The sequence below is a fragment of the Allobosea sp. P1_A7 genome (assembly GCF_056406775.1).
This window is the reverse complement of the sequence record NZ_JBFTZN010000006.1, coordinates 29,680-53,400: the sequence shown is the minus strand read 5'-3', so window position 1 is coordinate 53,400 and position 23,721 is coordinate 29,680. Positions and strand designations below refer to the sequence as shown.

Genomic DNA, 23,721 nt, shown 5'->3' with positions numbered 1-23,721 from the left:
GTATCGAGCACCTCGATCGAAACCTGATTGCCGCGGCGGCGGCAGCCGACCAGGACCTTGCCGTTCGGCGTGTATTTGATCGCGTTCGATATCAGGTTCTGCAGCAGCCGGCGCAGCAGGCGCCGGTCCGAGCGCAGGGCGACGGAACTGGGCGAAAACACCAGTTGCAGGCCTCGTTCCTGAGCGCTGGGCTCAAATTCGCGCTGGAGTTGGCGCATCAGTTCGTCGAGCCTGAAACTGGTCAGTTCCGGCTTGAGTGCGCCTCCGTCGAGACGCGAGATCTCCAGCAGTGCCGTCAGGATTTCCTCGACCGCGTCCAGCGACGCATCGATATTCTCGGCGAGTTCGGGGCTGGTGGCGATCCGGTCACGCTCGACCAGTGCCGTCGCATAGAGCCTCGCGGCATTGAGGGGTTGCAGCAGGTCGTGGCTGGCGGCGGCCAAGAAGCGCGTCTTGGACGCATTCGCCTCCTCGGCTTCGGCCTTGGCGCGCTGAAGCTCGGCGTTGACGTGGAGAATTTCCTCGGTGCGTTCGGCGACGCGTCGCTCGAGACTTTCATTGGTCCGCTCGAGCTCTTCATGCGCGGCGACGGTCTCGGTGATGTCGGTATAGGTCGTCACCAGGCCGCCATCGGGAAGCGGATTGGAGCGGATCTCGATGACCTTGGTCGAGGGAAAGAGCTTGAGCCGGACTGGCTCGCGGTCATTGACAAAGCTCTCGAGCCGCGCGGCCATCAACTCATCCTGCTCGCCATCGCCATAGGCGCCGCGGGCAGCATTGAAACGGACGAWCTCGTCGAGCCCGGTGCCGAACCGCACCAGCGACTGCGGCAGGTCATAGAGCTCTATGAAGGCCTGGTTCCAGGCGAGCAGCCGCAGGTCCCGGTCGAGCACGGTAATGCCCTGGCCGGCATGGTCGAGCCCGTGCTGCAGAATGTCGCGATTATATTGCAGGGCTGCCGAAGCATCATCGAGCAGCTTGAAGGCGGCTTCCGTCGACAGGTTCCGGCGGCGCAGCAGCAGGGAGAGCACAAGCCGTGAGGATGCCGCGCCGATGGCCGACGAGAGCAGATGCTCGCCGAAGCGCAGCATGTGGATGTCGGCCTCGCGATTGCTGCTGCTGGCAACCTCGCCACGCCCGATGGAGAAGCCCTCGAATGCGCGCTGCGTCCGCTCCTGGCCGAGATAGCGACCGATGGTCGATTGCAGCTCGGCCTCCGTGACGCTGGACCGCCAGAGCGAGAAGGACTGGGCCATCGTTGCGCGGTCGGAGGTGACGAAGGAGTTGGCCTGCAGGCGCTCCATGGCATTGGCCGGTCGCAGCAGGGAGAAGCCGACATAACAGAGAAGGTTGAGGCCGAGGCTCCACAGCACGCCGTGCGGCAGGGCCGGCAGATCGAGGCCGAGCAGGGCTTCCGGCCGCAATGAGGTGATGCCCAGCGGCCCCTTGGCCACGATCTCGCTCCAGACGCTGGTGGGGTATGCGAGGCTGGGGACCAGCAGCGTGTAGGCCCAGGTCAGCGTGCCCGCCGTCAAGCCTGCGACGGCGCCGAGCGCGGTGCCGCGCCGCCAGAGCAATCCGCCGAAGAATGCCGGCGCGATCTGTGCGGTTGCCGCAAAGGACAGGAGCCCGATCGAGACCAGCGCCGCTTCACCTGCCGCACGGTAATAGGCGTAGCCCATCAGGATCACGGCGAGGATGGCGAAGCGCCGGATGATCACGACCTGCGAACCGAGGTCGCCGCCGGTCGGGCCGGAACGCAGCGATCTCGGGATGGCCCGGTCCGGGTCGCTCAGCAGGCCACGGCCGCGCACCAGCAGCGGCATGACGAGATGGTTCGAGATCATGATGGCGAGCGCGACCGAGGCGACGATCACCATCGCGGTCGCGGCGGAGAGCCCGCCGATGAAGACGAACAGCGCGAGCCAGCCTGCACCCCGCTCCAGCGGCAGCAACAGCACGGTCATGTCGCGATCGATGCCGCTTCCCGGCATCAGCAATTCGCCCGCCGCCGCCAGCGGCAGCACGAAGAGATTGATCAGGACGAGATAGAGGGGAAACATCCAGGCGGCGCGGCGGACGTCGCCCGGGTCCCGGTTCTCGACGATCGTCATGTGAAATTGCCGCGCCAGCAGCAGCGCGGCGAAGGACGAGAGCAGCGTCAGCGTCAGGAAGGTCGGCCAGCTCGAGGTCCGCTCCCAGATCGGAGGCGCCCCGTCCGGCATCTTCGCCGCCCGGGCGAGGAGGTCTCCGAAGCCATCGAACAGGCCATAGGCGACGAAGATCCCGAGCGCGAGAAACGCCACGAGCTTGACCAGCGACTCGGCCGCAATCGCCAGCACCAGCCCGTCCTGGTGCTCGGTTGCATCGATATGGCGTGTGCCGAAGGCACAGGCGAAGCCGGCGAGCACCATGGCGACGAGGAAGGCGAGGTCGCTGAGGACCGGGACATCCGGCGTCAGCGCCTGGCCACCGGTTGCGGTCAGGAACACCGAGAGCGAATTCGCGACGGCCTTGAGCTGCAAGGCGATGTAGGGCAGTGCGCCGATCACGGCGACGAGACAGACGAGAGCAGCCACCCGCTCGCTCTTGCCGTAGCGCGCGCCGACGAAATCCGCGATCGAGGTGATGTTCTGCGACTTGGCGATCTCGACGATGCGCGTGACGAAGCGATAGCCGAAGCCGATGACCAGGATCGGCCCGACATAGATGCCGAGGAAATCGAAACCGGCGCGATTGGCGAAGCCGACGGAGCCGTAGAAGGTCCAGGAGGTGCAGTAGACGCCGAGCGCCAGCGCATAGATCGTCGTGCGCGCCGGCCCGCCCATCAGCTTGCGGCCGAAGGTATCGGCAGCGTGCGCGATGGCGAACAGCACGCAGAGATAGCCGAGCGCGACCAGAACGACGGACCAGGCCGGGATCATCTTGCCTCCATGCCAGAGCGGCAGCAGCGCAGCCTAGTGCATGTGCGCGCCCAGCGCGATGCGGCTTTCGGCCGAGGCACCGCCTAAGCTGTTGATCTCGCGAGGCCTTGGACCGGAGATTTCCCGCTGGGCGCGGGCTGCTATTGCCCAGCCGTTGCGCTGCGGCAGCGTGCTATCGTCCGTTCAACCCCGGCCAAGACTGTGCACCGACGAAAGGTCGGCGCCGTGACGGGCTTCTAACCGCTGCAACTCTCAATTAGCCTGCGACATCCGTGCACGCCGTCCGGTAGGCGTGAAGCCGATCATCCCGAGGTGAAGGGGCAGGGCAATGCTGAAGGAATTCAAAGAATTTGCAATGAAGGGCAACGTCATGGACCTCGCCATCGGCGTGGTCATCGGCGCGGCCTTTGGCAGGATCGTCGACTCTCTCGTCAGCGACATCATCATGCCGATCTTCGGCGCGCTGGGCGGTCTCGATTTCTCCAATTACTTCTTCGGCCTCAATAGCGCGGTCACCAGCCCGATCCTGTCCKAGGCCAGGAAGCAGGGCGCCGTGTTCGCCTATGGCAGCTTCGTCACTGCAGCCATCAATTTCCTGATCATCGCCGTTGCCTTGTTCCTGGTCGTGAAGGGCATCAACCGGGTGAAGCGGGACCAGAAGGCCGCTCCGGCCGAGCCGGCGGCCCCGCCGCAGGACGTTGTGCTGCTCGGCGAAATCCGCGATCTGCTGAAGCAGAAGAACGCCTGATTTCGCTCACCGCTCGCGGGCAATTCATCACCGCGAGCGATCAACCCGATCTCGCGATTTCATGCCTCCCGCTCGCCGCTTCGGCTAAAGGTGAGGCATTGAACTTGCGAGGTCGAAGCCGATGACGACGAGCACGCTGCCGGGCGCCAGCCTGATTGCCGAGTTGAGGCCGGAGGCCCGTAATGCACCCGAAAGCGGCATCGTCGAGGTGGTCAATCACGGCCGGCTGAAGCCTGGCCTGATCCCACTCTGGGTCGGCGAGGGCGATCTCTCGACGCCCGATTTCATCGTCCGTGCCGCCAACAAGTCGTTGGCTGATGGCGAGACCTTCTACACCTGGCAGCGCGGTATTCCGGAGCTGCGCGAGGCGCTCGCGCGTTACCACACGGCGCTCTACGGTCAGCCGCTTTCCGCCGACCGCTTCTTCGTCACGGGCTCGGGCATGCAGTCCGTTCAGATCGCCGTCAGGATGATTGCCGGACCTGGCGATGAACTCGTGATTCCGACGCCGGCCTGGCCCAATTTCGCTGCGGCCATCGGCGTGGCGGGAGCCAAGGCCGTCTGCGTGCCGATGGATCTGGAGCACGGCCGCTTCACGCTCGATCTCGACAAGCTCGCCGCGGCGATCACGCCGAAGACGCGCGCGCTCGTCATCAACTCCCCGGCGAACCCGACCGGCTGGACCGCGACCAAGGACGAGATGGCCGCGCTGCTTGCCCTGGCTCGCAAGCACGGTATCTGGATCATCGCCGACGAGATCTATGGCCGCTTCGTCTATGGCGGGGCGCCGCGCGCAGCCTCCTTCCACGACGTGATGGAGGCGGAGGATCGCGTCCTCTTCGTCCAGACCTTCTCGAAGAACTGGGCCATGACGGGTTGGCGCATCGGCTGGATCGAGGTGCCGGCCGCCTTCGGCCAGGTGGTCGAGAACCTGATCCAGTATTCGACCTCGGGGTCGCCGGTCTTCGTCCAGCGCGCCGCGATCGCCGCTCTCACCGAGGGCGAGCCCTTCGTCGCCGAGCAGATCGCGCGTGCGACCGAAGGCCGGAAGATCATCTTCGAAGGCCTGAAGGCGACGAACCGGGTTTCGCTGACCGCGCCGGATGGCGCCTTCTACCAGTTCTTCAGTGTCGACGGCCGCGAGGATTCGCGCGCGCTGGCGATCGAACTGGTCGATGAGGCCAATGTCGGCCTGGCGCCGGGCACCGCTTTCGGCCCCGGAGGCGAGACGGGCCTGCGGCTTTGCTTCGCGCGCAAATCCTCTGACCTCGTCGAGGCGGTGGCGCGGCTGCAAAGGGCGCTGACGTCATAGGCCCCGCTGGGCGCAGCCCAGCCTTGCGCGGCGATAGCATCTCCTTGTTTGACCGGATTGCGCGCCGCGTTCATTGATCGGCCCTGCGTCGTGTCTCCTCGGCGCTTGCTCCGAGTGACATGACCGGCCCGGCTTACATCCCCTACAGGCTCAAGACATTGTCGCGTGAAGCGGCCGTGATTGCCTGCGCCGCCCTCGGCGGCGCCATTTTCGCGCTGTTCGACGTGCCGGCCGCCTGGCTCTCGGGTTCGATGCTGATCGTCTCGATCGTCGGCGTCGCCAAGCGCCTGCCCGATCTGCGCAAGCCCTGGTTCGATGCGACCATGCTGATGTCGGGGGTGCTGATCGGCTCCTCCGCGACGCCCGAGGCGCTTGCGGCAACGGCGCGCTATCCCGGTTCGCTGGCGGTCCTGTTCGTCGCGCTCGCGGCCATCATGCTCACCACCGGCGCCTATCTGCGTTACGTCGCGCGCTGGTCCTGGATTGATTCCCTGCTGGCCGCCGCGCCTGGCGCGCTCTCGGCGGTCATCGCCGTTGCCCATGCCAAGGGGGCCAATCTTGGCCGCATCGCGGTGATCCAGCTCTTCCGCATCCTTGTCCTGGTCGCGATCCTGCCCAGTCTGATGCGGGCCTTGAGCGATGGCAGCGTCGGTCAGATGCCGGCGGTGATCGTCGCCAGCGCGCCGGATATGGCGCTGGTTCTTGGTGTGGCCCTGGTCACCGGGCTCGTCTTCGAGCGCATCGGCGTCACCGCGCCCTTCATCCTGGGCGCAACCATGGCCAGTGCCGTGCTGCATGGCACCGGAGTGGTCCATGGCACGCTCCCGCCCGAGATCGCGACCGTGGTGATGGTCATGCTGGGCGCGGCGATGGGCGGGCGCGTCTCCAACCTCAAGCGCGGCGAAATCGCCGGGCTGTTCCCGCTCGCCATTGGCGGCTTCTTCGTCTCGATGGTGGTCGCCTTCGCCTTCGCCTGGCCGGCCGCCTGGCTTGCGGGCGTGCCCTATGCCAGCGCAATGGCCGCTTTTGCGCCGGGAGGGCTGGAGGCGATGGCGATGCTTGCCTTCGCCATGGGGCTCGATCCGCTCTATGTCGGCGCGCACCATCTTGCGCGCTTCATGCTGCTCGGCCTCGCCATGCCGTTGCTGGTGGTCCGGATGAAGTCGGAGCCGCCGCAGAGTTGAGCGCGGTTCAGCGCTTCGGCCAGGTCGCCCCGTTGGCGTGGGTCATCACTGAGTAGAGTGATGTCGTGCCGCAGATGAAAAGGCGGTTCAGCTTCGCGCCGCCCCAGCAGACATTGGCGACGATCTCGGGAATCAGCACCTTGCCGATCAAGGTGCCGTCGGGGTGATAGACATGCACGCCGTCCGCCGCGCTGGTCCAGATGCGGCCGGTGGCATCGAGCCGGAAGCCGTCGAACAGGCCGGCCGAGCAGGTTGCGAAGATCTCCGAGCGGCCCAGCGACGCGCCGTCCCCCGTCACGGCGCATTTGCGGATGTGGCGCGGCCCATCCGGGTCATGGCTCGCCCCCGTATCGGCGATATAGAGCTCGCTCTCGTCCAGCGAGAAGGCGAGGCCGTTCGGCTTGACGAAGTCGTCGGCGACGATCGAGAGCGCGCCGCTGACCGGATCGATGCGGTAGACGTTGCAGTGGCCGATCTCGCCATCCGCCTTGTCGCCCTCATAGTCGCTGCCGATGCCGTAATCCGGGTCGGTGAACCAGATCGAGCCGTCGGACTTCACCACGACGTCATTGGGGGAGTTCAGCCGCTTGCCCTGCCAGTTGTCGGCAAGCACGGTAATCGAGCCGTCATGCTCCGTCCGGGTCACCTGCCGCCCGCCATGCTCGCAGGTGACGAGCCGGCCCTGCGGATCCACGGTATTGCCGTTCGAGTTCCGTGCCGGCTGGCGGAAGATGCCGACCTGGCCGTTCATCTCGTCATAGCGCAGCATGCGGTTGTTCGGGATGTCGGACCAGACCAGGCTGCGATGGGCTGGAAACCAGGCCGGCCCCTCGGACCAGCGGGCTCCGGTCCACAGCCTCTCGACCCGCGCCGAGCCCGGCACGACCCGGTGGAAGCGCGGGTCCAGAACCTCGACGCCGGTGCCTTCGATCAAGCCGAACATGAACGGGTTTCTCCAGTGATGTGTCGAAGATCGAGCAAGCCACGTGTCCGGGCAATCCGGCGCTGCGCAGATGCCCCATGACGGGCGGGCGGGAGCCGCATCATAGATCAAGCCCCGCATCCCAGTACGGCGTCGCGCCATAGAGCTCCGCGAGATAATCGACGAAGACGCGCACCTTCTGCTCCATGTGCCGGCGGCTGGGATAGACCGCGTAGACGGCGACACGCTTGCCGACCGAGTAATCCGGCAGGACCCTGACGAGCTGCCCGGTCTTCAGTTCCGGCCCGACATCCCAGGTCGAGCGCAATGCGATGCCGACGCCGGCGAGCAGCGCCTCGCGCACGACCTCGCTGGAATTGGTCCGAAGCGGCCCGTTGACGCGCACGCCGACCGGACCGGACGGTCCGTCCAGCCGCCACTGGTCGGCGTTATGGGCAATCAGCGTGTGGTGAGAGAGCTCCTCGATGCTGGCCGGTATTCCGCGAGTGGCGACATAGTCCGGCGCGGCACAGAGCACGCGATGATTGGGCGCGAGCCGCTTGGCGACGAGGCTCGAATCCTGAAGGTCGGCGATCCGCACCGCGAGGTCGAATCCTTCCGCGATGATGTCGACGAAGGAATCGCTCAGGATCAGGTCGACGGTCACCATCGGGTTGGCGTCGAGAAAGGGCTTCAGATGCGGCGCGATATGCAACCGGCCGAAGGAGGTGGGAGCGGAGACGCGCAAGGTCCCGCGCGCTTGGCCCGCGCCGCTTGCGACCCAGGCCTCGGCATCCTCGATCGAGGACAGGATCGAGACCACGCGCTCATAGAAGCCCTGTCCCGCTTCGGTCAGCGATAACTGCCGCGTGGTGCGCTGCAGCAGCCGCACGCCAAGGCGCTCCTCGAGCCGGCGGATGCGCTTCGAGATCACCGCCGGCGAGAGTTTCAATTCGCGCCCCGCGGCGGACATGCTCTTGGCCGTCACCACATGCGCGAAGACATCCAGATCGCCGAACCGGTCCATGCTCGCCCACCTTTTCCATTTTGGAAATAATCATGGCTTTTGGTCGCGCTGCAAGCGGGTTCGAATTGGTCTAACCTGTTTGTATGAAACCGGGTGTGGGTGATATCGCGAGAGCTGACATCCGGAGGAGGAGACCATGAGCGCCATTGCCTTTCCCGCGCCGCGCGCGGACATCCTGGCGCGCCGCGATGCGATCATCGCCGGGCTTGCCGGACTGGTGGCGCGCGAGGCCCTGATCACCTCCGATGACGAGCGCAGGCCCTATGAGACCGATGCGCTCACCGCCTATCGCCGCATGCCGCTGGCGGTCGTGCTGCCCTCGACGACGCAGGAGGTCGCGGCGGTGCTGCGCTATTGCGGCGAGCAGGGCGTTCCCGTCGTCCCGCGGGGGGCTGGCACCTCGCTTGCCGGTGGCGCGATCCCGCAGGAGGATGCCGTCGTCATCGGTGTCTCGAAGATGAATCGCATCCTCGAGATCGACTATGCCAACCGCGCCGCCAGGGTGCAGGCCGGCGTCACCAATCTCGCCGTCACCGGGGCTGTGATGTCCGAGGGCTTTTTCTATGCGCCCGACCCGTCCTCCCAGCTTGCCTGCTCGATCGGCGGCAATATCGGCATGAATTCCGGCGGTGCGCATTGCCTGAAATACGGCGTCACCACCAACAATGTGCTGGGCGTGACCCTGGTGATGCTCGATGGCTCGATCGTCGAGATCGGCGGCACCCATCTAGATGCCCCCGGTCTTGACCTGCTCGGCTTGATCGTCGGCTCGGAAGGCCAGCTCGGCATCGTCACCGAAGCGRCGGTGCGAATCCTGCGCTCGGCCGAGGGCGCGCGCCCGGTGCTGTTCGGCTTCCCGAGCAGCGAGCAGGCAGGGGCTGCGGTGGCGGCCATCATCGGCGCCGGCATCATCCCCGTCGCCATGGAGTTCATGGACAAGCCGGCGATCGAGATCTGCGAAGCCTTCGCCAAGGCCGGCTACCCGATGGATGTCGAGGCGCTGCTGATCATCGAGGTCGAGGGCTCGGACGCGGAAATGGACGCCCAGCTTGCGCGCATCGTCGCGATCGCGCGCGAGCATGGCGTCAAGACGGTCAAGGAAAGCAAGTCGGCGATGGAGACCGCCGCGATCTGGAAGGGCCGCAAATCGGCCTTCGGTGCGACGGGCCGGATCGCCGATTACATCTGCATGGACGGTACGATCCCGACCGGGCAACTGCCGTTTGTGCTGCAGCGCATGGCAGAGATCGTCAAAGGCTATGGACTGCGCGTCGCCAATGTCTTCCATGCGGGCGACGGCAATCTCCACCCGCTGATCCTCTATAACTGCAACGACCCCGTCGAGGCGCGCAAAGCCGAGGATGCCGGAAACGACATCCTCAAGCTCTGCGTCGAGGTGGGCGGTTGCCTCACCGGCGAACACGGCGTCGGCATCGAGAAGCGCGATCTGATGCGCGTGCAGTTCAACGAAGCCGATCTCAACCAGCAGATGCGGGTGCGGGCGGTCTTCGACAGCGAGTGGCTGCTGAATCCGGCCAAGGTCTTTCCGCTCGATGGCAGGGTCGCCGCGTGACCATTCACACCCCCACCACGGAAGCCCAGGCCTGCGCCGTCGTTGCCTCCGTCGCTGCCAACGGCACGCCTGTGACCATTCGCGGCGGCGGTACGCGGACCGGTTTGGGGCGCCCGACCCAGGTCGTGAGCACCATCTCCAGCGCTGGTCTGACTGGCATCACGCTCTACGAGCCGTCCGAGATGGTGATTGGCGCCAGGGCCGGCACGGCGCTGGCGGAGATCCAGAGGACGCTGGCCGACCGCGGCCAGATGCTGCCCTTCGAGCCGATGGATCATCGCGCATTGCTGGGCACGGAGGGCGAGCCGACGATCGGTGCCGTCGCAGCCGGAAATATCTCCGGTCCGCGCCGGATCAACGCTGGTGCAGCCCGCGACTCGCTGATCGGCATCCGGCTGATCAACGGCCGGGGCGAGGCGATCAAGTCCGGCGGCCGGGTCATGAAGAACGTCACCGGGCTCGATCTGGTCAAGCTGGTGAGCGGTGCCCACGGCACGCTTGGCTTCCTGACCGAAGTCACCTTCCGCGTATTGCCGGCGCCGGAATGCGTGGCCACGCTGGCCTGGCCCGGCCTTGCCGACGAGGCGGCGGTCGCTCTGCTTTCGGCCGCGCTCGGCTCGCCCTTCGAACCGATGGCGGCGGCGCATCTGCCGGCCGGCATCGGAGCCGACCAGGCCCGCACGCTGCTCAGGCTGGAGAATTTCGCGAGCTCGATCGCCTATCGCGCCGATGCGCTGGGCGAATTGCTGAGCCAGTACGGCAGGCCCGAACTGATCGAGGGGGCCGCCTCGCAGGAGCTGTGGCATTCCGTACGGGATGCGAGGTTCTTCGCCGGCAGCCATGAAGCCGTCTGGCGGCTCTCGCTTGCTCCGACGAGGGCCCCGCGTGCTACGGCGGCGATCATGCAAGCCTTGCCGCAAGCGCGCTGGTTCTATGACTGGGGCGGCGGCCTGGTCTGGCTCGCCGTGCCGCCTGACGAGGACGCTGGAGCCGCCGCGATCCGTGCTGCGATCAGGTCGCTTGGGGGTCACGCGACCCTGGTGCGCGCACCCCACGCGGTTCGCGCTGTTGTACCGGTCTTCGAACCACTGGCCGAGCCGCTGATGCGGGTCACGGCCGGAATCAAGAACAGCTTCGACCCGGCCGGAATCTTCGAGCCTGGCCGAATGTATGCGGGGATTTGATGGTGTTCGACCAGATAGCCGCCGCGCGTGAGATCCGCACTGAAGGGGGGCGCCGCCAAGCCTGGGCGCCGGGGCGGTTCAAGCCGGGCACGATTGCCCTCGTCGCGGCTCTGATGATTGCCGCAGCCGCCTTGATCCTGTTTGTCATGGGCCGCGAGCCGATCTGCAAATGCGGCTTTGTCAAGCCGTGGCACGGCGACGTCAATTCGTCGGAGAACTCCCAGCATATTGCCGACTGGTACACCTTCTCCCACATCATCCATGGCTTCCTCTTCTATGGCCTGTTCTGGTCGGTGCGCCGGCTGACCGGCCTGCCGATCTCGTTCGGGCAKGCGCTTCTTCTGGCGATCCTGATCGAGAACGCCTGGGAAATTGCCGAGAACAGCCCGGCGATCATCGATCGCTACCGGGAAATGACGATCTCGCTCGGCTATACCGGCGACAGCATCATCAATTCGGTCTCCGATATCGCGGCGATGATCGTCGGCTTCCTTCTCGCCCGTGTCCTGCCCGTCTGGCTCACCATTTCGCTTGCGCTCGGCATGGAGCTGGTGGTCGGCTACCTCATCCGTGACAACCTGACCCTGAATATCATCATGCTGATCTACCCCGCCGACTGGATCAAAATCTGGCAGGGAGGGGCCTGAGCGATGCAGACCAACTTCACGCCCGAACATCTGGCCTCCGATCCGCGCCTGCCGGCGTCGGAGAAGATCCTGCGCACCTGCGTGCATTGCGGGTTCTGCACGGCAACCTGCCCGACCTATCTGCTGCTGGGCGACGAACTCGATTCCCCGCGCGGGCGAATCTACCTGATCAAGGACATGCTGGAGAACGGCAAGCCGGCGACCGAGCAGGTGGTGAAGCATGTCGACCGCTGCCTCTCCTGCCTCTCCTGCATGACGACGTGCCCTTCCGGCGTGCATTACATGCACCTTGTCGATCATGCCCGGGCCCATATCGAGGAGACCTATCAGCGTTCCTGGCATGACGAGGCGTTGCGCCGGGTGCTCGCTGCGATCCTGCCCTATCCCGGTCGGTTCCGCGCCGCGATGCTGGCGGCGATGCTCGGCAAGCCGTTCGGGAGCCTTCTCGGCCTGCTGCCGCAGGTCGGCGGGCGGCTGAAGGCGATGCTGGCGCTGGCGCCTGCACGCCTGCCGGCGCGCTCGACCATGGAGGGGCCGCAGGTTTTCCCCGTCACGGCCGTGCGCCGCAAGCGCGTGGCGCTGCTTTCAGGCTGCGCCCAGCCGGTGCTCGACCCCGCCATCAACGAAGCGACGATCCGCCTTTTGACGCGCCATGGCGTCGAGGTCGTGCTGTCGAAGGGCGAGGGCTGCTGCGGCGCGCTCGTCCATCACATGGGGCGCGAACAGGACAGTCACGTCTTTGCCCGGCGCAACATCGACGCCTGGATGGCCGAGGTCGACGGCGAGGGGCTGGATGCCATCTTGATCACCGCCTCAGGCTGCGGCACCACGATCAAGGATTACGGCTTCATGTTCCGCAACGAGCCGGCCTATGCGGAGAAGGCGGCGACGATTTCGAGCCTCGCGAAGGATGTCACCGAGTTCCTCGAGACGCTCGAGCTGCGCCATGTCCGTGAGGTCGCGCTGCCGGTGACCTATCACTCGGCCTGCTCGATGCAGCACGGGCAGCAGCTCAAGGACGGGCCGAAGCGCCTTCTGAGCGGAGCCGGCTTCAAGGTGAAGGAGGTGCCGGAGGGCCATATCTGCTGCGGCTCGGCCGGTGTCTACAATATCCTCCAACCCGAGATCGCGGGGCAGCTGCGCGAACGCAAGATCGGCCATATCGAGAAGACGAAGCCGCAGATCGTCGCCACCGGCAATATCGGCTGCATGACACAGCTGGCGAAGGGCTTTGCCGACCGCGGTGCGACGACGCCGGTCGTCCATACCGCCGAGCTGCTCGACTGGGCCACCGGCGGGCCGCTGCCGGAGAAGCTGGCAAGGGCGGGGATCAAGGATGCCCCCCTCGGTGATCCACGTCAGCAGAAGGACATGCTGTTCGCGGCCGAATAGGCGCTTCCCGCTCGGGGAGGGGCAAGCGTGCTTGCCCCCGTTGCCCGGTCAAGTTACCGAACGCGGGACCCTATCCTGCGGGCTGTTCCGCATCTCGTTCAAGAAGTGAAGCCTGAACCATGTCGAAACCCGACAAGCTGAAAGCCCGCCAGCCGCGTGGTTTCATCGACCGTGGTCCTGCCGATGTGGCGGCGACCGAGCGCATGCTGTCCGTCATTCGCGAGAGCTTTTCGCTTTATGGCTTCGACCCGGTCGAGACACCCTTCGTCGAATATACCGATGCGCTCGGAAAATTCCTGCCGGACCAGGACCGGCCGAACGAGGGCGTCTTCTCCTTCCAGGACGATGATGAGCAGTGGCTCTCGCTGCGCTACGACCTGACGGCGCCGCTCGCGCGCTATGTCGCCGAGAATTTCGATGCGCTGCCAAAACCTTATCGCAGCTATCGCGCTGGTTACGTGTTCCGTAACGAAAAGCCGGGGCCCGGGCGCTTCCGTCAGTTCATGCAGTTCGATGCCGATATCGTCGGTTCGGGCTCGGTCGCGGCCGATGCAGAGATCTGCATGCTCGCCGCCGACACGATGGAGCGTCTCGGCATCAAGCGCGGCGACTATGTCGTCAAGGTCAACAACCGAAAGGTGCTCGATGGCGTGATGGAGGCGATCGGGCTTGGCGGCGAGGAGAATGCCGGGCGCCGGCTGACCGTGCTGCGCGCGATCGACAAGCTCGACAAGTTMGGCCCCGACGGCGTGCGGCTGCTGCTGGGTGACGGGCGCAAGGACGAGAGCGGCGATTTTACGAAGGGTGCGGGGCTGGGCGCCGAACAGGCCACGCGCGTCCTGTCCATTCTTGATGCCAGGGCTGCGGACAATGCCGCGACCGCGCAGCGTCTCGCAGATGGCTTCGCGTCGACGCCCGTTGGCCATGAAGGGGCCGAGGAACTGCGCATGATGGCGGATCTGATCGCAGCGGCTGGCTATGCCGACCGCGTCGTCATCGATCCTTCCGTGGTGCGCGGCCTCGAATATTACACCGGCCCGGTCTACGAGGTGGAGCTGACCTTCCCGGTCACCAATGACGACGGCCAGGTCGTGCGCTTTGGCTCGGTCGCCGGCGGCGGACGTTATGACGGGCTGGTCGGCCGCTTCCGGCCGGAACCGGTGCCGGCGACGGGTTTCTCGATCGGCGTCTCGCGGCTCTATTCGGCACTGAAGGCGGTGAAGTCGCCATTGGTCGACACGAAGAACGAACTGCCGCTCGTCGTCGTCACCGCCATGGACAACAAGACGCCCGAGCATATGCCGGCCTATCAGGCATTCGTGTCTCAGCTCCGCCAGGCCCGGGACGGGGACGGCAAGCCCTTGCTGCGTGCCGATCTCTATCTCGGCGGCTCCGGCTTCAACGCCCAGATGAAATATGCCGATAAGCGCGGCGCGGTCTGTGCGGTGATCCAGGGCTCCTCCGAGCGCGAGGCCGGCACGATCGTGATCAAGGACCTGATCCTCGGCGCGGAACTCGCCGCCGCCAGCCGCGACGTCAAGGATTCGGCCGAGCACAAAGCGAGGCAGGCCGAGGCCCAGTTCGCCGTGCCGGTGACCGAGCTGGTCGAGGGGGTGAAGCGGGTGCTGAAGCGACACGGCTGATTGAAAGTCATGCTCGCCCTTGTGGCGAGCATCCACGTCTTGAGCGTTCATCGTAGGCAAAGACGTGGATGGTCGGGACTAGCCCGACCATGACGGAAACCGTCGGCAACGAGTCGGTCGCCAAATCCCGCTAACCCAATTCCCTAAAAACCATCGAAAATCCATGACGCGGCTGCTAGGACAGCCGCGCAACAGGAAGCTGCCCTTGTCCGCCACACGCGCCAGCATCGACACCGTGATCGCGCTCCTCGCCGCTGAGGGCTATCAGCGCGCCGAGCCGGCGATTCTGCAGCCGGCCGATGTCTTTCTCGATCTCTCAGGCGAAGATATCCGCCGGCGCATCTTCATGACGCAGGACGCCGATGGCCGCGATTGGTGCCTTCGCCCGGAATATACGATTCCGGTGGCGCTGGATCACATCGCGGCGGGCGTGAGTGCGCCGATGGCCTATGCCTATGCCGGCCCGGTCTTCCGCATGCGCTCGCGTGAGCCGGGTGAATTCGCACAGGCCGGGCTCGAGTCCTTTGGCCGCGAGGATTTTGCCGCAGCCGATGCCGAGATCATGGCACTGACGATCGAGGCGGCGGCGGCGCTTGGCTTGACGCAGCCGCGTGTTCTGATGGGCGACGTCGCACTGCTCGGCGCATTGCTCGATGGTCTGGCCGTGCCGCAGGGGGCGCGCCGCCGGCTGATGCGCGCGGTCGTGCAGGGCAAGGCGGCCGAGGCGGTCGAGGCGCTCGATCCACCGGCAGCCACTGGCGAAACGGCTCATGCGGGACTGCTCAAGGCGCTGGAGGGGCAGGATCCCAAGGCGGCCAAGGCCTTTGTCGAGGATGTATTGTCGATCGCGGGGATCTCGACGGTCGGAGGCCGCTCCGCCGGCGATATCGCCGAACGCTTCCTGGCCCGTGCCGCTGAGCGCGAGAACCCGGTCAATGAGGATGTGAAGGCCGTGCTCGGCCAGGCACTTGCCGTCACGGGTGATCCCGATGCGGCGTCGGCCGCATTGCGGGCCCTTTCCGACCAGGCTTCGCTCGACCTGGGGCAGCAACTCGACGCCTTCGACGAGCGCACCGGCTTCCTTGCGGCGCGCGGTGTCGATGTCGGCCAGATCTCCTTCTCGACCGGCTTCGCCCGCAATCTCGATTATTACACCGGCTTCATCTTCGAGCTGCATGACCTGGGCCGCAGCGACGGCCGGCCCGTTGCCGGAGGTGGCCGCTACGACAACGTGCTCGGTCGCCTCGGTGCGCCTCAGCCGGCCCCGGCAGTCGGCGCCTCGCTTTGGCTCGACCGGCTGACGGGACAAACATCATGAGCGACGCTCCGCTGGTTCTCGCGGTCCCCTCCAAGGGGCGGCTCCAGGAAAACGCCACTGCCTTTTTCGGCCGTGCCGGACTGAAATTCGTGCAGTCGCGTGGCTCGCGCGACTATCGCGGCACGATCGCGGGATTGGATGGCGCGGAAGTCGCGTTCCTCTCGGCCTCGGAGATCGTCTCGCAACTGGCCTCCGGCGCGGCCCATCTCGGGATCACGGGCGAGGACCTCGTGCGCGAGCAGGTGGCCGATGCCGATGCCGCCGTCGAGATGCTGACGCCGCTCGGCTTCGGCCACGCCAATGTCGTGGTCGCCGTGCCGCAGGCCTGGATCGATGTCCGCTGCATGGCCGATCTCGACGATGTCGCGAGCCATATGCGCGCACGCCATGGCCGCAAACTGCGCGTCGCCACCAAATATGTGAACCTGACACGCCGCTTCTTCGCCGAGCACGGGCTTGGCGACTACCGCATCGTCGAAAGCCTGGGCGCGACGGAAGGGGCGCCAGCGGCCGGTTCCGCGGAAATCATCGTCGACATCACCACGACCGGCGCGACGCTGGCCGCCAACGCCCTGAAGATTCTGGACGATGGCGTCATGCTGGCCTCCGAGGCCAACCTCGTCGCCTCGGTGCGGGCGCCGTGGAGCCCGCGCGCACGTGCCGCCGCCAATGCCATTCTCTCGCGCATCGCGGCCGAGGAGGAGGGGCGTTCCGTCCGGGAGATCCGCGCGCGGCTCACCGATGCGAAGCCTGCGGCCATCGAGGAGATGGTGGTGCGACATGGCGCTCGGCTGCCCTTCGGTGCGCATGCCGAGAGCGGTATCCTGGCCATCCATTGCCCGGAGAAGGCGGTCTTCGCACTGGTCGACGATCTGGCCGGCTCCGGCGCTGACGAGATCACCGTCAACGCCCCAGCCTATGTCTTCCGCAAGGCCAATCCCCTGCTGGAGCGCCTGCTGGCGCGAATCTGAGCGACATCTGGCGCCGCCTTGGGCTGAAGCCGGCCCCATTTCCGACGCGATGCCGCGTGACGTTGCTGGCGCTGCCACTCGGCAAAGCAACGTTGTCGCAATGATCGCAGTTGATCCCAACGCGATACGGTTCTAGGCGTTTCCATGAGAGCGGGGCGTGGGCTATCGTCCCGGCCCCGCATAGGTAGAGAAATGATGAATCGACGCCTTGGCTACGCCGCTGTCTTCGCCCTGAGCCTCGCACCCCTGCTGATCGCGTCGCCGGCTTCCGCCCAGCGAAAGGCGATGTCGCCGCGTGATATGCAGAACCAGCCGGAGCAGGCGCCTGCAGCGCCGAAACAGGAAAAAACCTTCCCCCTGGGCGCCTCCTGGACGGCGATTTCGATGAACGGCAAGTCGATCGCCGATCGCAAGGCCACACTGCAGATCGACTCGAACCTGCGTGGCACCGGTTACAGCGGCTGCAACACGTTTTCCGCTGCGGCATACCCGCTGCGCCAGCAGGGGATCGCGGTCGGCCCCATGGCCATCACCAAGCGCTCCTGCGACAAGGGCGCTGCCGAATTCGAGCGGGCCTATCTGGTCGCCTTGCGCGGAGCTCGCAACTGGGACCTCGTCGAGGGCAGGCTGGTGATCAAGACCGCCTCGGGCGAGTTGCGCTTCGACCGCGGCATCTGACGACGGTCAGCCGCCGGCTTCAGTTCTCCTGACGATCCGCCTTTCCCGACACGAAGCGTGATGCGGGAAAGGCAGACGAGCGCCCGGCTACGGGCGCTCATTGACTCACGACTGAACGACTGGCTCACGAACCATCGCGCGGGGACTGTGCGTTCCATCCGCGTTCGGCTGCATGACGACGATTTCGTCGTGCATCTCCCGCAATGTCGAGCGATGCCCAATCGAGACAATCTTCGTCTGCGGCAGTGTCCGGTCGATGAGGTCGTAGATCTCTCCTTCCAGCTTCTCGTCGAGCGAGGCGGTGGCCTCGTCAAGGAAGAGCCAGTCGGGCTTGGCCAGCAAGGCGCGCGCGACGGCGAGGCGCTGCTGCTCACCGCCTGACAAGCGCTGTGCCCAGAGGTCGACATCGTCGAGCCGGTCGATCAGGTGGGCGAGCTTGACCTGGGTCATCGCCGTCGCGATGTCGGCATCGGTATAGGTGTCGTCGAGCGCCGGGTAGGACATGGCCGCGCGCAAGGTCCCCTGCGGCAGGTAGGGGCGCTGCGGCAGCAGCATGATCCGCGCACTGGCGGGAACCCCGACCTTGCCTTCCCCGAAGGGCCAGATGCCGGCTATGGCGCGGAACAGCGTCGATTTTCCCGATCCTGACGGTCCGATCACCAGTGTCGAGCGCGCAGTGCCGAGATCGAGCCCGTCGATCCGCACGATCGGCGTGCCGTTCGGCAGCGTCAGTGTCGCGCCGTCGATATGGACCTCGTTCCCGGGGAGTTCGGTCTGGTGGATGCCCTTCTCGCCGGCCGTGGCGGCTTGCGCCTGCCCGATCGCCGCCTCGAAAGTGGTCAGGCGGTTGATCGAGGCCAGATAGGAGGCGATGGCCTGATAGCTGTTGATGAAGAACGACATCGCCGTCTGGACACGATCGAAGGCCGAGGCAACCTGCGTCATGATGCCGAGCGTGATGATGCCCGTGAAGTAATGCGGTGCGAGCAGCACATAGGGCACGACCACATTCGCCTGATTATAGGACAGGGTGAAGCTGGTCAGCTTCACCCGGCTCCAGACCAGTCGATAGAAGTTCGAGACGATGTCGCCGAAGCGCTGGCTCAGATGCCGCTGTTCGGAGGCTTCGCCGCGCATCAGCGCGATCTGCTCGGAATATTCACGCAGACGCGCCAGCGAGAAGCGGAAGTTCGCCTCCCGGCGTTCCTGCTCGAATTCGAGCCCGATCAGGGGCTTGCCGATGAGATGCGTGATCCAGGTCGCCGCGATCGCGTAGATCAGCGCCATCCACAGCAGGAAGCCCGGGATGATGATCTCGGTGCCCGGAATGGTGATCGGAACGGGAATCGACCAGAGGATGATCGAGAACGAGACGAGTGTCGAAATCTGCGACAGCAGCGGCAGGGCGAAGTTGTAGGTCTGATTGACGAAGGCGCGGGTATCTTCCGCGATACGCTGGTCAGGGTTGTCGGCAGTGCCCGCCAGCGAGATCCGGTAATGAGTGGCGTTGCCGAGCCAGCTCTTGCTGTATTTTTCCGCCATCCAGCGCCGCCAGCGGATCAGCAGCGTGTAGTTGGCGAACATCTCGATCAGGTTCGAGACCACCGAGATGGCGGCCCAGACGCTGAAGACATAGATCAGCTGATACCAGAATGACGGCGCATCCTTCTCCTGGATCGCGTTGTAGAAATCGCGATTGAAGAAGCTGAGACGAAGCGAGATGCCGACCTGCGCTTGATTCAGGATTACCAGAAAGATCAGCAGGATGACGCCGAGGCGCCCGAGCTGGATCTGATAGGTGCCGAACGGCCAAAGGTACGCCGTCGTCGTCTCGGTCGAGGAAAAATAGGGCGATGCCAGGCGCGAGATGCGCTGGATCATCGGAATGAAGGAGATCGCATAGATCAGGATGCCGAAGACGGCGACTGTCGTGGCGAGGCTGGCAGGGGGAGCGATCGCGGCCCAATCGGCAGGCCAGTAGCCAAGCTGCGCGAGCACCGAGCCGGCCCCGAAGACGACGTACTCAACACCGAAAATCCCGGAAAAGATCTTCAGGAAGAAGCTGGTCTCGGTCGAGCGATAGGTGGCGAGTGCGAGCAGCACACCCACGGCGCCCATACCGAGGATGCCGCCGCTGCCGCTCTGCTGCCCCGCCACGAGCGCGATGGCGGCGAGAGCAGCGACAAAGAAACTCAAAAGACGCATCAGGTCTTCCTTACCGGGGAACTCGCGCCAGCGTCGGCGCATGCGGATAATATCTTCTAGCCGACCGGATCAGACAAAAAAGCCCGGCTCAAGGCCGGGCGTGTCGATTTCAGCGATTTGTGATGCGACGTCAGCCGCGATCGAGCGACAGCCGGCCGGGCCCCGCGGCGAACAGCACAATGAGGCCGCCGACGACGGAGAGGTTCTTCATGAAGAGGAGCTGCTGCATCGGCTGGGCCCAGTTCAGGTGGAACAGCAGCGTCGCAGCCAGCGTGAAACCGGCAAGGGCAAGTGCTGCAAGACGCGTCTTCCAGCCGAGAACGACCATCAGGCCGCCCAGAAGCTCGACCGCGATCACGAGAGGCAGCAGAATGGCGGGCACGCCAGCCGAGGCCATGTACTGCTGTGTACCGGCATAGCCGCTGATCTTGGAGTAGCCAGCGAGCACGAACATCAGGGCAAGCAGGATGCGGCCGACGAGCTTGGCGCCGTCGGCAAGGGCGGGCGAGTTCAGCATGGAGCAGACTTTCGCAAGAGAGTGCCACAGAGCGCGGCGGAATGCCGCAGCTTGCGGGAATAGGGCTTACAACCAAAGTCGATGCAAGAGCCGGTGCGGCCCGCGGAACCAATTCCCGGCTTCCATCGGCGACTTCATTGTTGAAAACGCCTGTCGTGCCGCCTTGCGGCGGCAGATCGCCGCTCAGCCTGCGGGCTTCTGCTTGCGCCGGGCTTCAAGCTCCTCCGTCACCGCGATGACATCGAGATAGTCCTCGTGCTTCGCCGGGGCGTAAGCGGAAACCTGACCGTCGGTGTAGACCTTCCAGACCTCGGGTGCCTCCGCCTTCATCGCCATCATCGCAGCGACGAAGGCATCCTTCAGTCCCTGGGGCAGGTTGGCCCGTGTCGAGAACGGGCTGGAGGGGATCAGGGGCGAGGTCCAGATCACGCGTGTCGCGCCTGCCGGAATCATGTTGCGCGCGGTGAGGCGCTGGACGACGCCGGAGGTCTCGTTGACCTGATAGGTCGCCACCCCGTCGAACTGGCCGCGCACCAGCGCCAGGACTGAGTTGTCGTGGCCGCCGGAGAAGACGGTGCCGCCGAAATGGTTCTGCGGATCAAAGCCCTGTTTGCGCAGGAAATAGGACGGGAAGGCGAAGCCCGACGTCGAGTTCGGATCGGCGAAGGCGAAGTTCTTGCCCTTCAGATCCGCAACCGACTTGTAGGGGCTGTCGGCACGAACGACGATGACCGAGTAATAGCCTTCCTGGCCGTTGTTATCGATGTCGCGGAACAGAGGCTGCAGCTTGTCGCCGAGGACACGCCGGCCAAGCGAGTAGACCGCGGGCCCGAAGCGGGCGAACTCGAGCTGGTCGGCCCGCAGTGCCTCGACGAGGCCGGCATAGTCGCTGACCCGATAGAGTTTCACGGGAACGCCGAGCTTGCCTGTGAGATAGTCGATCACTGGCTGGTTGCGGGCGATCGCGCCCGCCTCATGTTCTGCCGACGAGACGCCGAAGCGGATTTCCTTGATGCTCTGGCGCCAGTCGCTCTGGGCCAGCGCGGGAAGGCAGGTGAGGGCGCCAAGGCCGGCAATCATGGTGCGACGTGTGAGCATATCTGGCCCCTGAAACAGTGAGCGTCATTTGCTCAGCGGGACGCGACGGCGCGATTACGGCGGGATGGCGGTTGCGTGACGCGTCGGGCCGCTGTCGCGCACCGAGGCCGAGCCAGGGGCTGGCAGACATGAAAAAGGCCCGGCTTGCGCCGGGCCTCCGTCGTATTCGCRTGAAGCGATRGACTTCGATCAGTAGTCCATACCGCCCATGCCGCCGCCGCCCGGCATAGCCGGCATGGCGTCCTTCTTGGGCAGCCCGGCGATCATCGCCTCGGTGGTGATCAGCAGGCCGGCGACCGAAAGCGCGTCCTGAATCGCCGTGCGCACGACCTTGGTCGAGTCGATGATGCCGGCCTTGACCAGATCGCCATACTCGCCGGTCTGGGCATTGTAGCCGTAGACGTAGTCCTTCGACTCTCTAGCGTGTCGGTGAGAATAATTCTTGTTCTGACCCCAATAGTGTCGGCCGGCCTGTCGCGATCGGGACGGCCGACGTTTGCCGCAATGCAACATACTCTTGACATTAATGTTGCGATGCAAAATACGGCGACCAGTCCCCGGTGGTGGTCTCTTTCACACGATCTTGGGGCGACACGTCCGGCCGTTCCGGCCCATCACTAAAGCGCCACCTAATATAAGGTGCACGGGAGAAGACCATGATCCAGAAGTTCGAGACCCTTCAGAAGGCTTCCAAAGATAACGTCGACGCAGCTTTGAAGGCTTTCGTCGCCACCTCCAAGGGCGTGCAGACCATTACCGTCGAGGCCACCGACTATGCCAAGAAGTCCTTCGAGGCCGGCACCGCCGTGATCGAGAAGCTCGCTGGCGTGAAGACCTTCGACAAGGCTCTCGAGATCCAGGCCGAGTACGTCAAGACCTCATTTGAGGGCGCGGTCGCTCAACTTACAAAGATGGGCGAGCTCTACGCCGCTCTCGCTAAGGACGCCTACAAGCCGGTCGAAGGCATCGTCGCGAAGGCCGCTCCGGCCGCCGCCGCTGCGGTCGCTGCCGCTACGAAGCAGGCCGCCTGATTTCGGCCAGCCGCCGCAAGGCGGCCGCGCTCCCAGTGAGTAGAGTTACGTAGGAAGCCCGGCTGCGGCAGGCTCTATGGAAACCGATTGGAGGCTCTTCGGTTTGACCGGAGCCTCTTTTCATTTTGCGGTACCACTTGAGGTCGGGTCACGATCTGCGAAAGGCCGCAGCAAGAACATTCGACGCACTCTGGCGCGCCGTCGGCAACATCTGCGATCTCGTCATCCCTGCAGAATGCCGAAACCTCTTCAGCTACGCCGGATATGCGTCCAATTAATCGTCCGATGCTATAATATAACAGCGTCACGTCGACGGGCACACAGCGAACAGGGATCGCGCGCGGGTAGGGCAGGCAGCCCGCAAAGCGGCTTCGATACGCCGTCGTTCCAGGAAGGTTCCGCCGGCGGCGGATCAGTCTAGCGGATGATCGATCCCTTGGCGGCCTCGTCGCGATTCGGCAGTCTGACGTTGCAGCGAACGCCGGCAAGTAGGCGATTGGCAGAATTGTCGACAACGAGCCTAATGCGGAAGGTGTCGCTCGCAGCGTCGATCACTGGGTCGACTACGTCGATTTCCGCTGCGACGGTCTGATTCAGCGGGGCATCGAGCGAGAGATCCAGCGACATTCCGGATTTGAGGCGCGTATAGTATTCAGCAGGAACGAAGATGTCGGCATGTAAGATGCCAATTTCGGCAATTGTCATTATGGGCGTCGTATCGCGGACGAATTCTCCGGGATTGAGTTTTATGTCAGTCACAACGCCGTCGACCKGGCTCTTGATCATCTTTAATTGCAGCTGAGCTTCCGAGCGCAGTAACTCCAGTTGAGCGCTTTTTTGATCGAACGTGCCCTTGCGTATGGACAGGAGGTCCTGCGCGATCTTTGTCTCGAATTCGTCGACATCGTTTATTTTGGACCACATGTTTTCGCGAAGCTTTTTCTTTCGAGCAAGCTCACGTTCATTCCATGCCAAGTTGATCTGCGCGGACTCGATCGGCATCGCGTTCTGTGCGCGGTGCCGGTCAAGTTCGACCTGAGCCTCCTCCACCCTGGTGTTTAACTTGGCAACGACGTCGCCCGTCCTAACCAAAGTGCCGCGGTCAATAAACATGGCGTCGATGACGCCAAACACCGAGCTGCCGAGTTGAATCGTTTTCTTTGGTCTGAGAAGGCACGCACTCGATTCATCTGAAGCAATGGCGCTCTGACTAAGCGATGCCAACGATCCGCACGCCGCACCCAAGCAGCCGAAGGCTAATATCAAATGACGTCGCATCACTCCCCCATGCCGTCCGCGCGTGGCTGCCGCAAGCGCCTGGTCTCTTGATCGCACGCGAACCGAATA

The 23,721-nt window shown here is 64.8% G+C and carries 19 protein-coding genes and 1 pseudogene; 12 read left to right on the top strand and 8 right to left on the bottom strand.

All coding sequences use genetic code 11. The features are described from left to right. Window positions 1-2,924, bottom strand: a 2,924-nt coding sequence (locus AC1D34_RS01855) for a sensor histidine kinase (protein ID WP_476823351.1), incomplete at its 3' end; no start/stop codon positions are given. A 328-nt stretch (window positions 2,925-3,252) separates the two neighbouring features. Here AC1D34_RS01855 and mscL point away from each other — a divergent pair. From mscL to AC1D34_RS01840, 3 genes are all read left to right on the top strand, one after another. Further along, entirely contained in the window at window positions 3,253-3,672 is a 420-nt protein-coding gene (gene mscL / locus AC1D34_RS01850) for a large conductance mechanosensitive channel protein MscL (protein ID WP_476823350.1), read from the top strand. A gap of 121 nt (window positions 3,673-3,793) precedes the next feature. Beyond that, a complete protein-coding gene (locus AC1D34_RS01845; RefSeq protein ID WP_476823349.1) occupies window positions 3,794-4,984 on the top strand; it encodes a pyridoxal phosphate-dependent aminotransferase in 1,191 nt (396 codons plus the stop codon). 119 nt (window positions 4,985-5,103) lie between these two features. Next, the gene (locus tag AC1D34_RS01840; RefSeq protein WP_441489035.1) at window positions 5,104-6,168 is read left to right on the top strand and encodes an AbrB family transcriptional regulator; all 1,065 of its coding nucleotides are present in this window, start codon (window positions 5,104-5,106) and stop codon (window positions 6,166-6,168) included. A gap of 7 nt (window positions 6,169-6,175) precedes the next feature. Here the strand turns inward: AC1D34_RS01840 and AC1D34_RS01835 are convergent, their stop codons facing one another. Together AC1D34_RS01835 and AC1D34_RS01830 are read right to left on the bottom strand one after the other, a co-directional pair. Continuing rightward, on the bottom strand, window positions 6,176-7,111 hold the full coding sequence (locus tag AC1D34_RS01835) for an SMP-30/gluconolactonase/LRE family protein (protein ID WP_441489036.1): 936 nt from the start codon (window positions 7,109-7,111) through the stop codon (window positions 6,176-6,178). A 100-nt stretch (window positions 7,112-7,211) separates the two neighbouring features. Further along, a complete protein-coding gene (locus tag AC1D34_RS01830; RefSeq protein ID WP_441506546.1) occupies window positions 7,212-8,117 on the bottom strand; it encodes a LysR family transcriptional regulator in 906 nt (301 codons plus the stop codon). A 136-nt stretch (window positions 8,118-8,253) separates the two neighbouring features. Between AC1D34_RS01830 and AC1D34_RS01825 the strand changes: the two genes are divergently transcribed. From AC1D34_RS01825 to AC1D34_RS01790, 8 genes are all read left to right on the top strand, one after another. Next, window positions 8,254-9,690 carry an FAD-linked oxidase C-terminal domain-containing protein gene (locus AC1D34_RS01825; RefSeq protein ID WP_476823348.1) on the top strand — a complete coding sequence of 479 codons (1,437 nt, stop codon included), beginning with the start codon at window positions 8,254-8,256 and terminating at the stop codon, window positions 9,688-9,690. Next, on the top strand, window positions 9,687-10,874 hold the full coding sequence (glcE, locus tag AC1D34_RS01820; RefSeq protein ID WP_476823347.1) for a glycolate oxidase subunit GlcE: 1,188 nt from the start codon (window positions 9,687-9,689) through the stop codon (window positions 10,872-10,874). The genes AC1D34_RS01825 and glcE overlap by 4 nt, the downstream gene beginning before the upstream one ends. A gap of 92 nt (window positions 10,875-10,966) precedes the next feature. Further along, a complete protein-coding gene (locus AC1D34_RS01815; protein WP_476823352.1) occupies window positions 10,967-11,521 on the top strand; it encodes a DUF2585 domain-containing protein in 555 nt (184 codons plus the stop codon). Window positions 11,522-11,524: 3 nt separating this feature from the next. Next, window positions 11,525-12,913, top strand: coding sequence for a glycolate oxidase subunit GlcF (gene glcF, locus AC1D34_RS01810; RefSeq protein ID WP_476768517.1), 1,389 nt, complete (start codon window positions 11,525-11,527; stop codon window positions 12,911-12,913). 119 nt (window positions 12,914-13,032) lie between these two features. Then, the gene (gene hisS / locus AC1D34_RS01805) at window positions 13,033-14,556 is read left to right on the top strand and encodes a histidine--tRNA ligase (RefSeq protein ID WP_476823346.1); all 1,524 of its coding nucleotides are present in this window, start codon (window positions 13,033-13,035) and stop codon (window positions 14,554-14,556) included. Between the two features lie 205 nt (window positions 14,557-14,761). Further along, window positions 14,762-15,874, top strand: coding sequence for an ATP phosphoribosyltransferase regulatory subunit (locus tag AC1D34_RS01800; protein ID WP_441489042.1), 1,113 nt, complete (start codon window positions 14,762-14,764; stop codon window positions 15,872-15,874). After that, window positions 15,871-16,845: an ATP phosphoribosyltransferase gene (hisG, locus tag AC1D34_RS01795; RefSeq protein WP_476823345.1), complete on the top strand. Its 975-nt coding sequence runs from the start codon at window positions 15,871-15,873 to the stop codon at window positions 16,843-16,845. Before AC1D34_RS01800 ends, hisG begins: the two co-directional genes overlap by 4 nt. Before the next feature lie 195 nt (window positions 16,846-17,040). Then, entirely contained in the window at window positions 17,041-17,523 is a 483-nt protein-coding gene (locus tag AC1D34_RS01790) for an META domain-containing protein (RefSeq protein WP_441489044.1), read from the top strand. A gap of 105 nt (window positions 17,524-17,628) precedes the next feature. On the opposite strand, the gene AC1D34_RS01785 is transcribed toward AC1D34_RS01790, so the two are convergent. The 4 genes and pseudogenes from AC1D34_RS01785 to groEL form a co-directional block, all read right to left on the bottom strand. Continuing rightward, window positions 17,629-19,728: an ABC transporter ATP-binding protein/permease gene (locus tag AC1D34_RS01785; protein ID WP_476823344.1), complete on the bottom strand. Its 2,100-nt coding sequence runs from the start codon at window positions 19,726-19,728 to the stop codon at window positions 17,629-17,631. A 130-nt stretch (window positions 19,729-19,858) separates the two neighbouring features. Beyond that, on the bottom strand, window positions 19,859-20,245 hold the full coding sequence (locus AC1D34_RS01780; RefSeq protein ID WP_476823343.1) for a DoxX family protein: 387 nt from the start codon (window positions 20,243-20,245) through the stop codon (window positions 19,859-19,861). Window positions 20,246-20,428: 183 nt separating this feature from the next. After that, on the bottom strand, window positions 20,429-21,343 hold the full coding sequence (gene phnD, locus AC1D34_RS01775) for a phosphate/phosphite/phosphonate ABC transporter substrate-binding protein (protein ID WP_441489047.1): 915 nt from the start codon (window positions 21,341-21,343) through the stop codon (window positions 20,429-20,431). Window positions 21,344-21,532: 189 nt separating this feature from the next. Further along, window positions 21,533-21,760, bottom strand: a pseudogene (groEL, locus tag AC1D34_RS01770) (chaperonin GroEL); the annotation flags it as partial. Between the two features lie 239 nt (window positions 21,761-21,999). Here groEL and AC1D34_RS01765 point away from each other — a divergent pair. After that, window positions 22,000-22,374: a phasin family protein gene (locus AC1D34_RS01765; RefSeq protein WP_476823342.1), complete on the top strand. Its 375-nt coding sequence runs from the start codon at window positions 22,000-22,002 to the stop codon at window positions 22,372-22,374. 417 nt (window positions 22,375-22,791) lie between these two features. Here AC1D34_RS01765 and AC1D34_RS01760 read toward each other — a convergent pair whose 3' ends face one another. Next, window positions 22,792-23,652 carry an efflux RND transporter periplasmic adaptor subunit gene (locus AC1D34_RS01760; RefSeq protein ID WP_476823341.1) on the bottom strand — a complete coding sequence of 287 codons (861 nt, stop codon included), beginning with the start codon at window positions 23,650-23,652 and terminating at the stop codon, window positions 22,792-22,794. Between the last annotated feature and the right edge of the window lie 69 nt (window positions 23,653-23,721).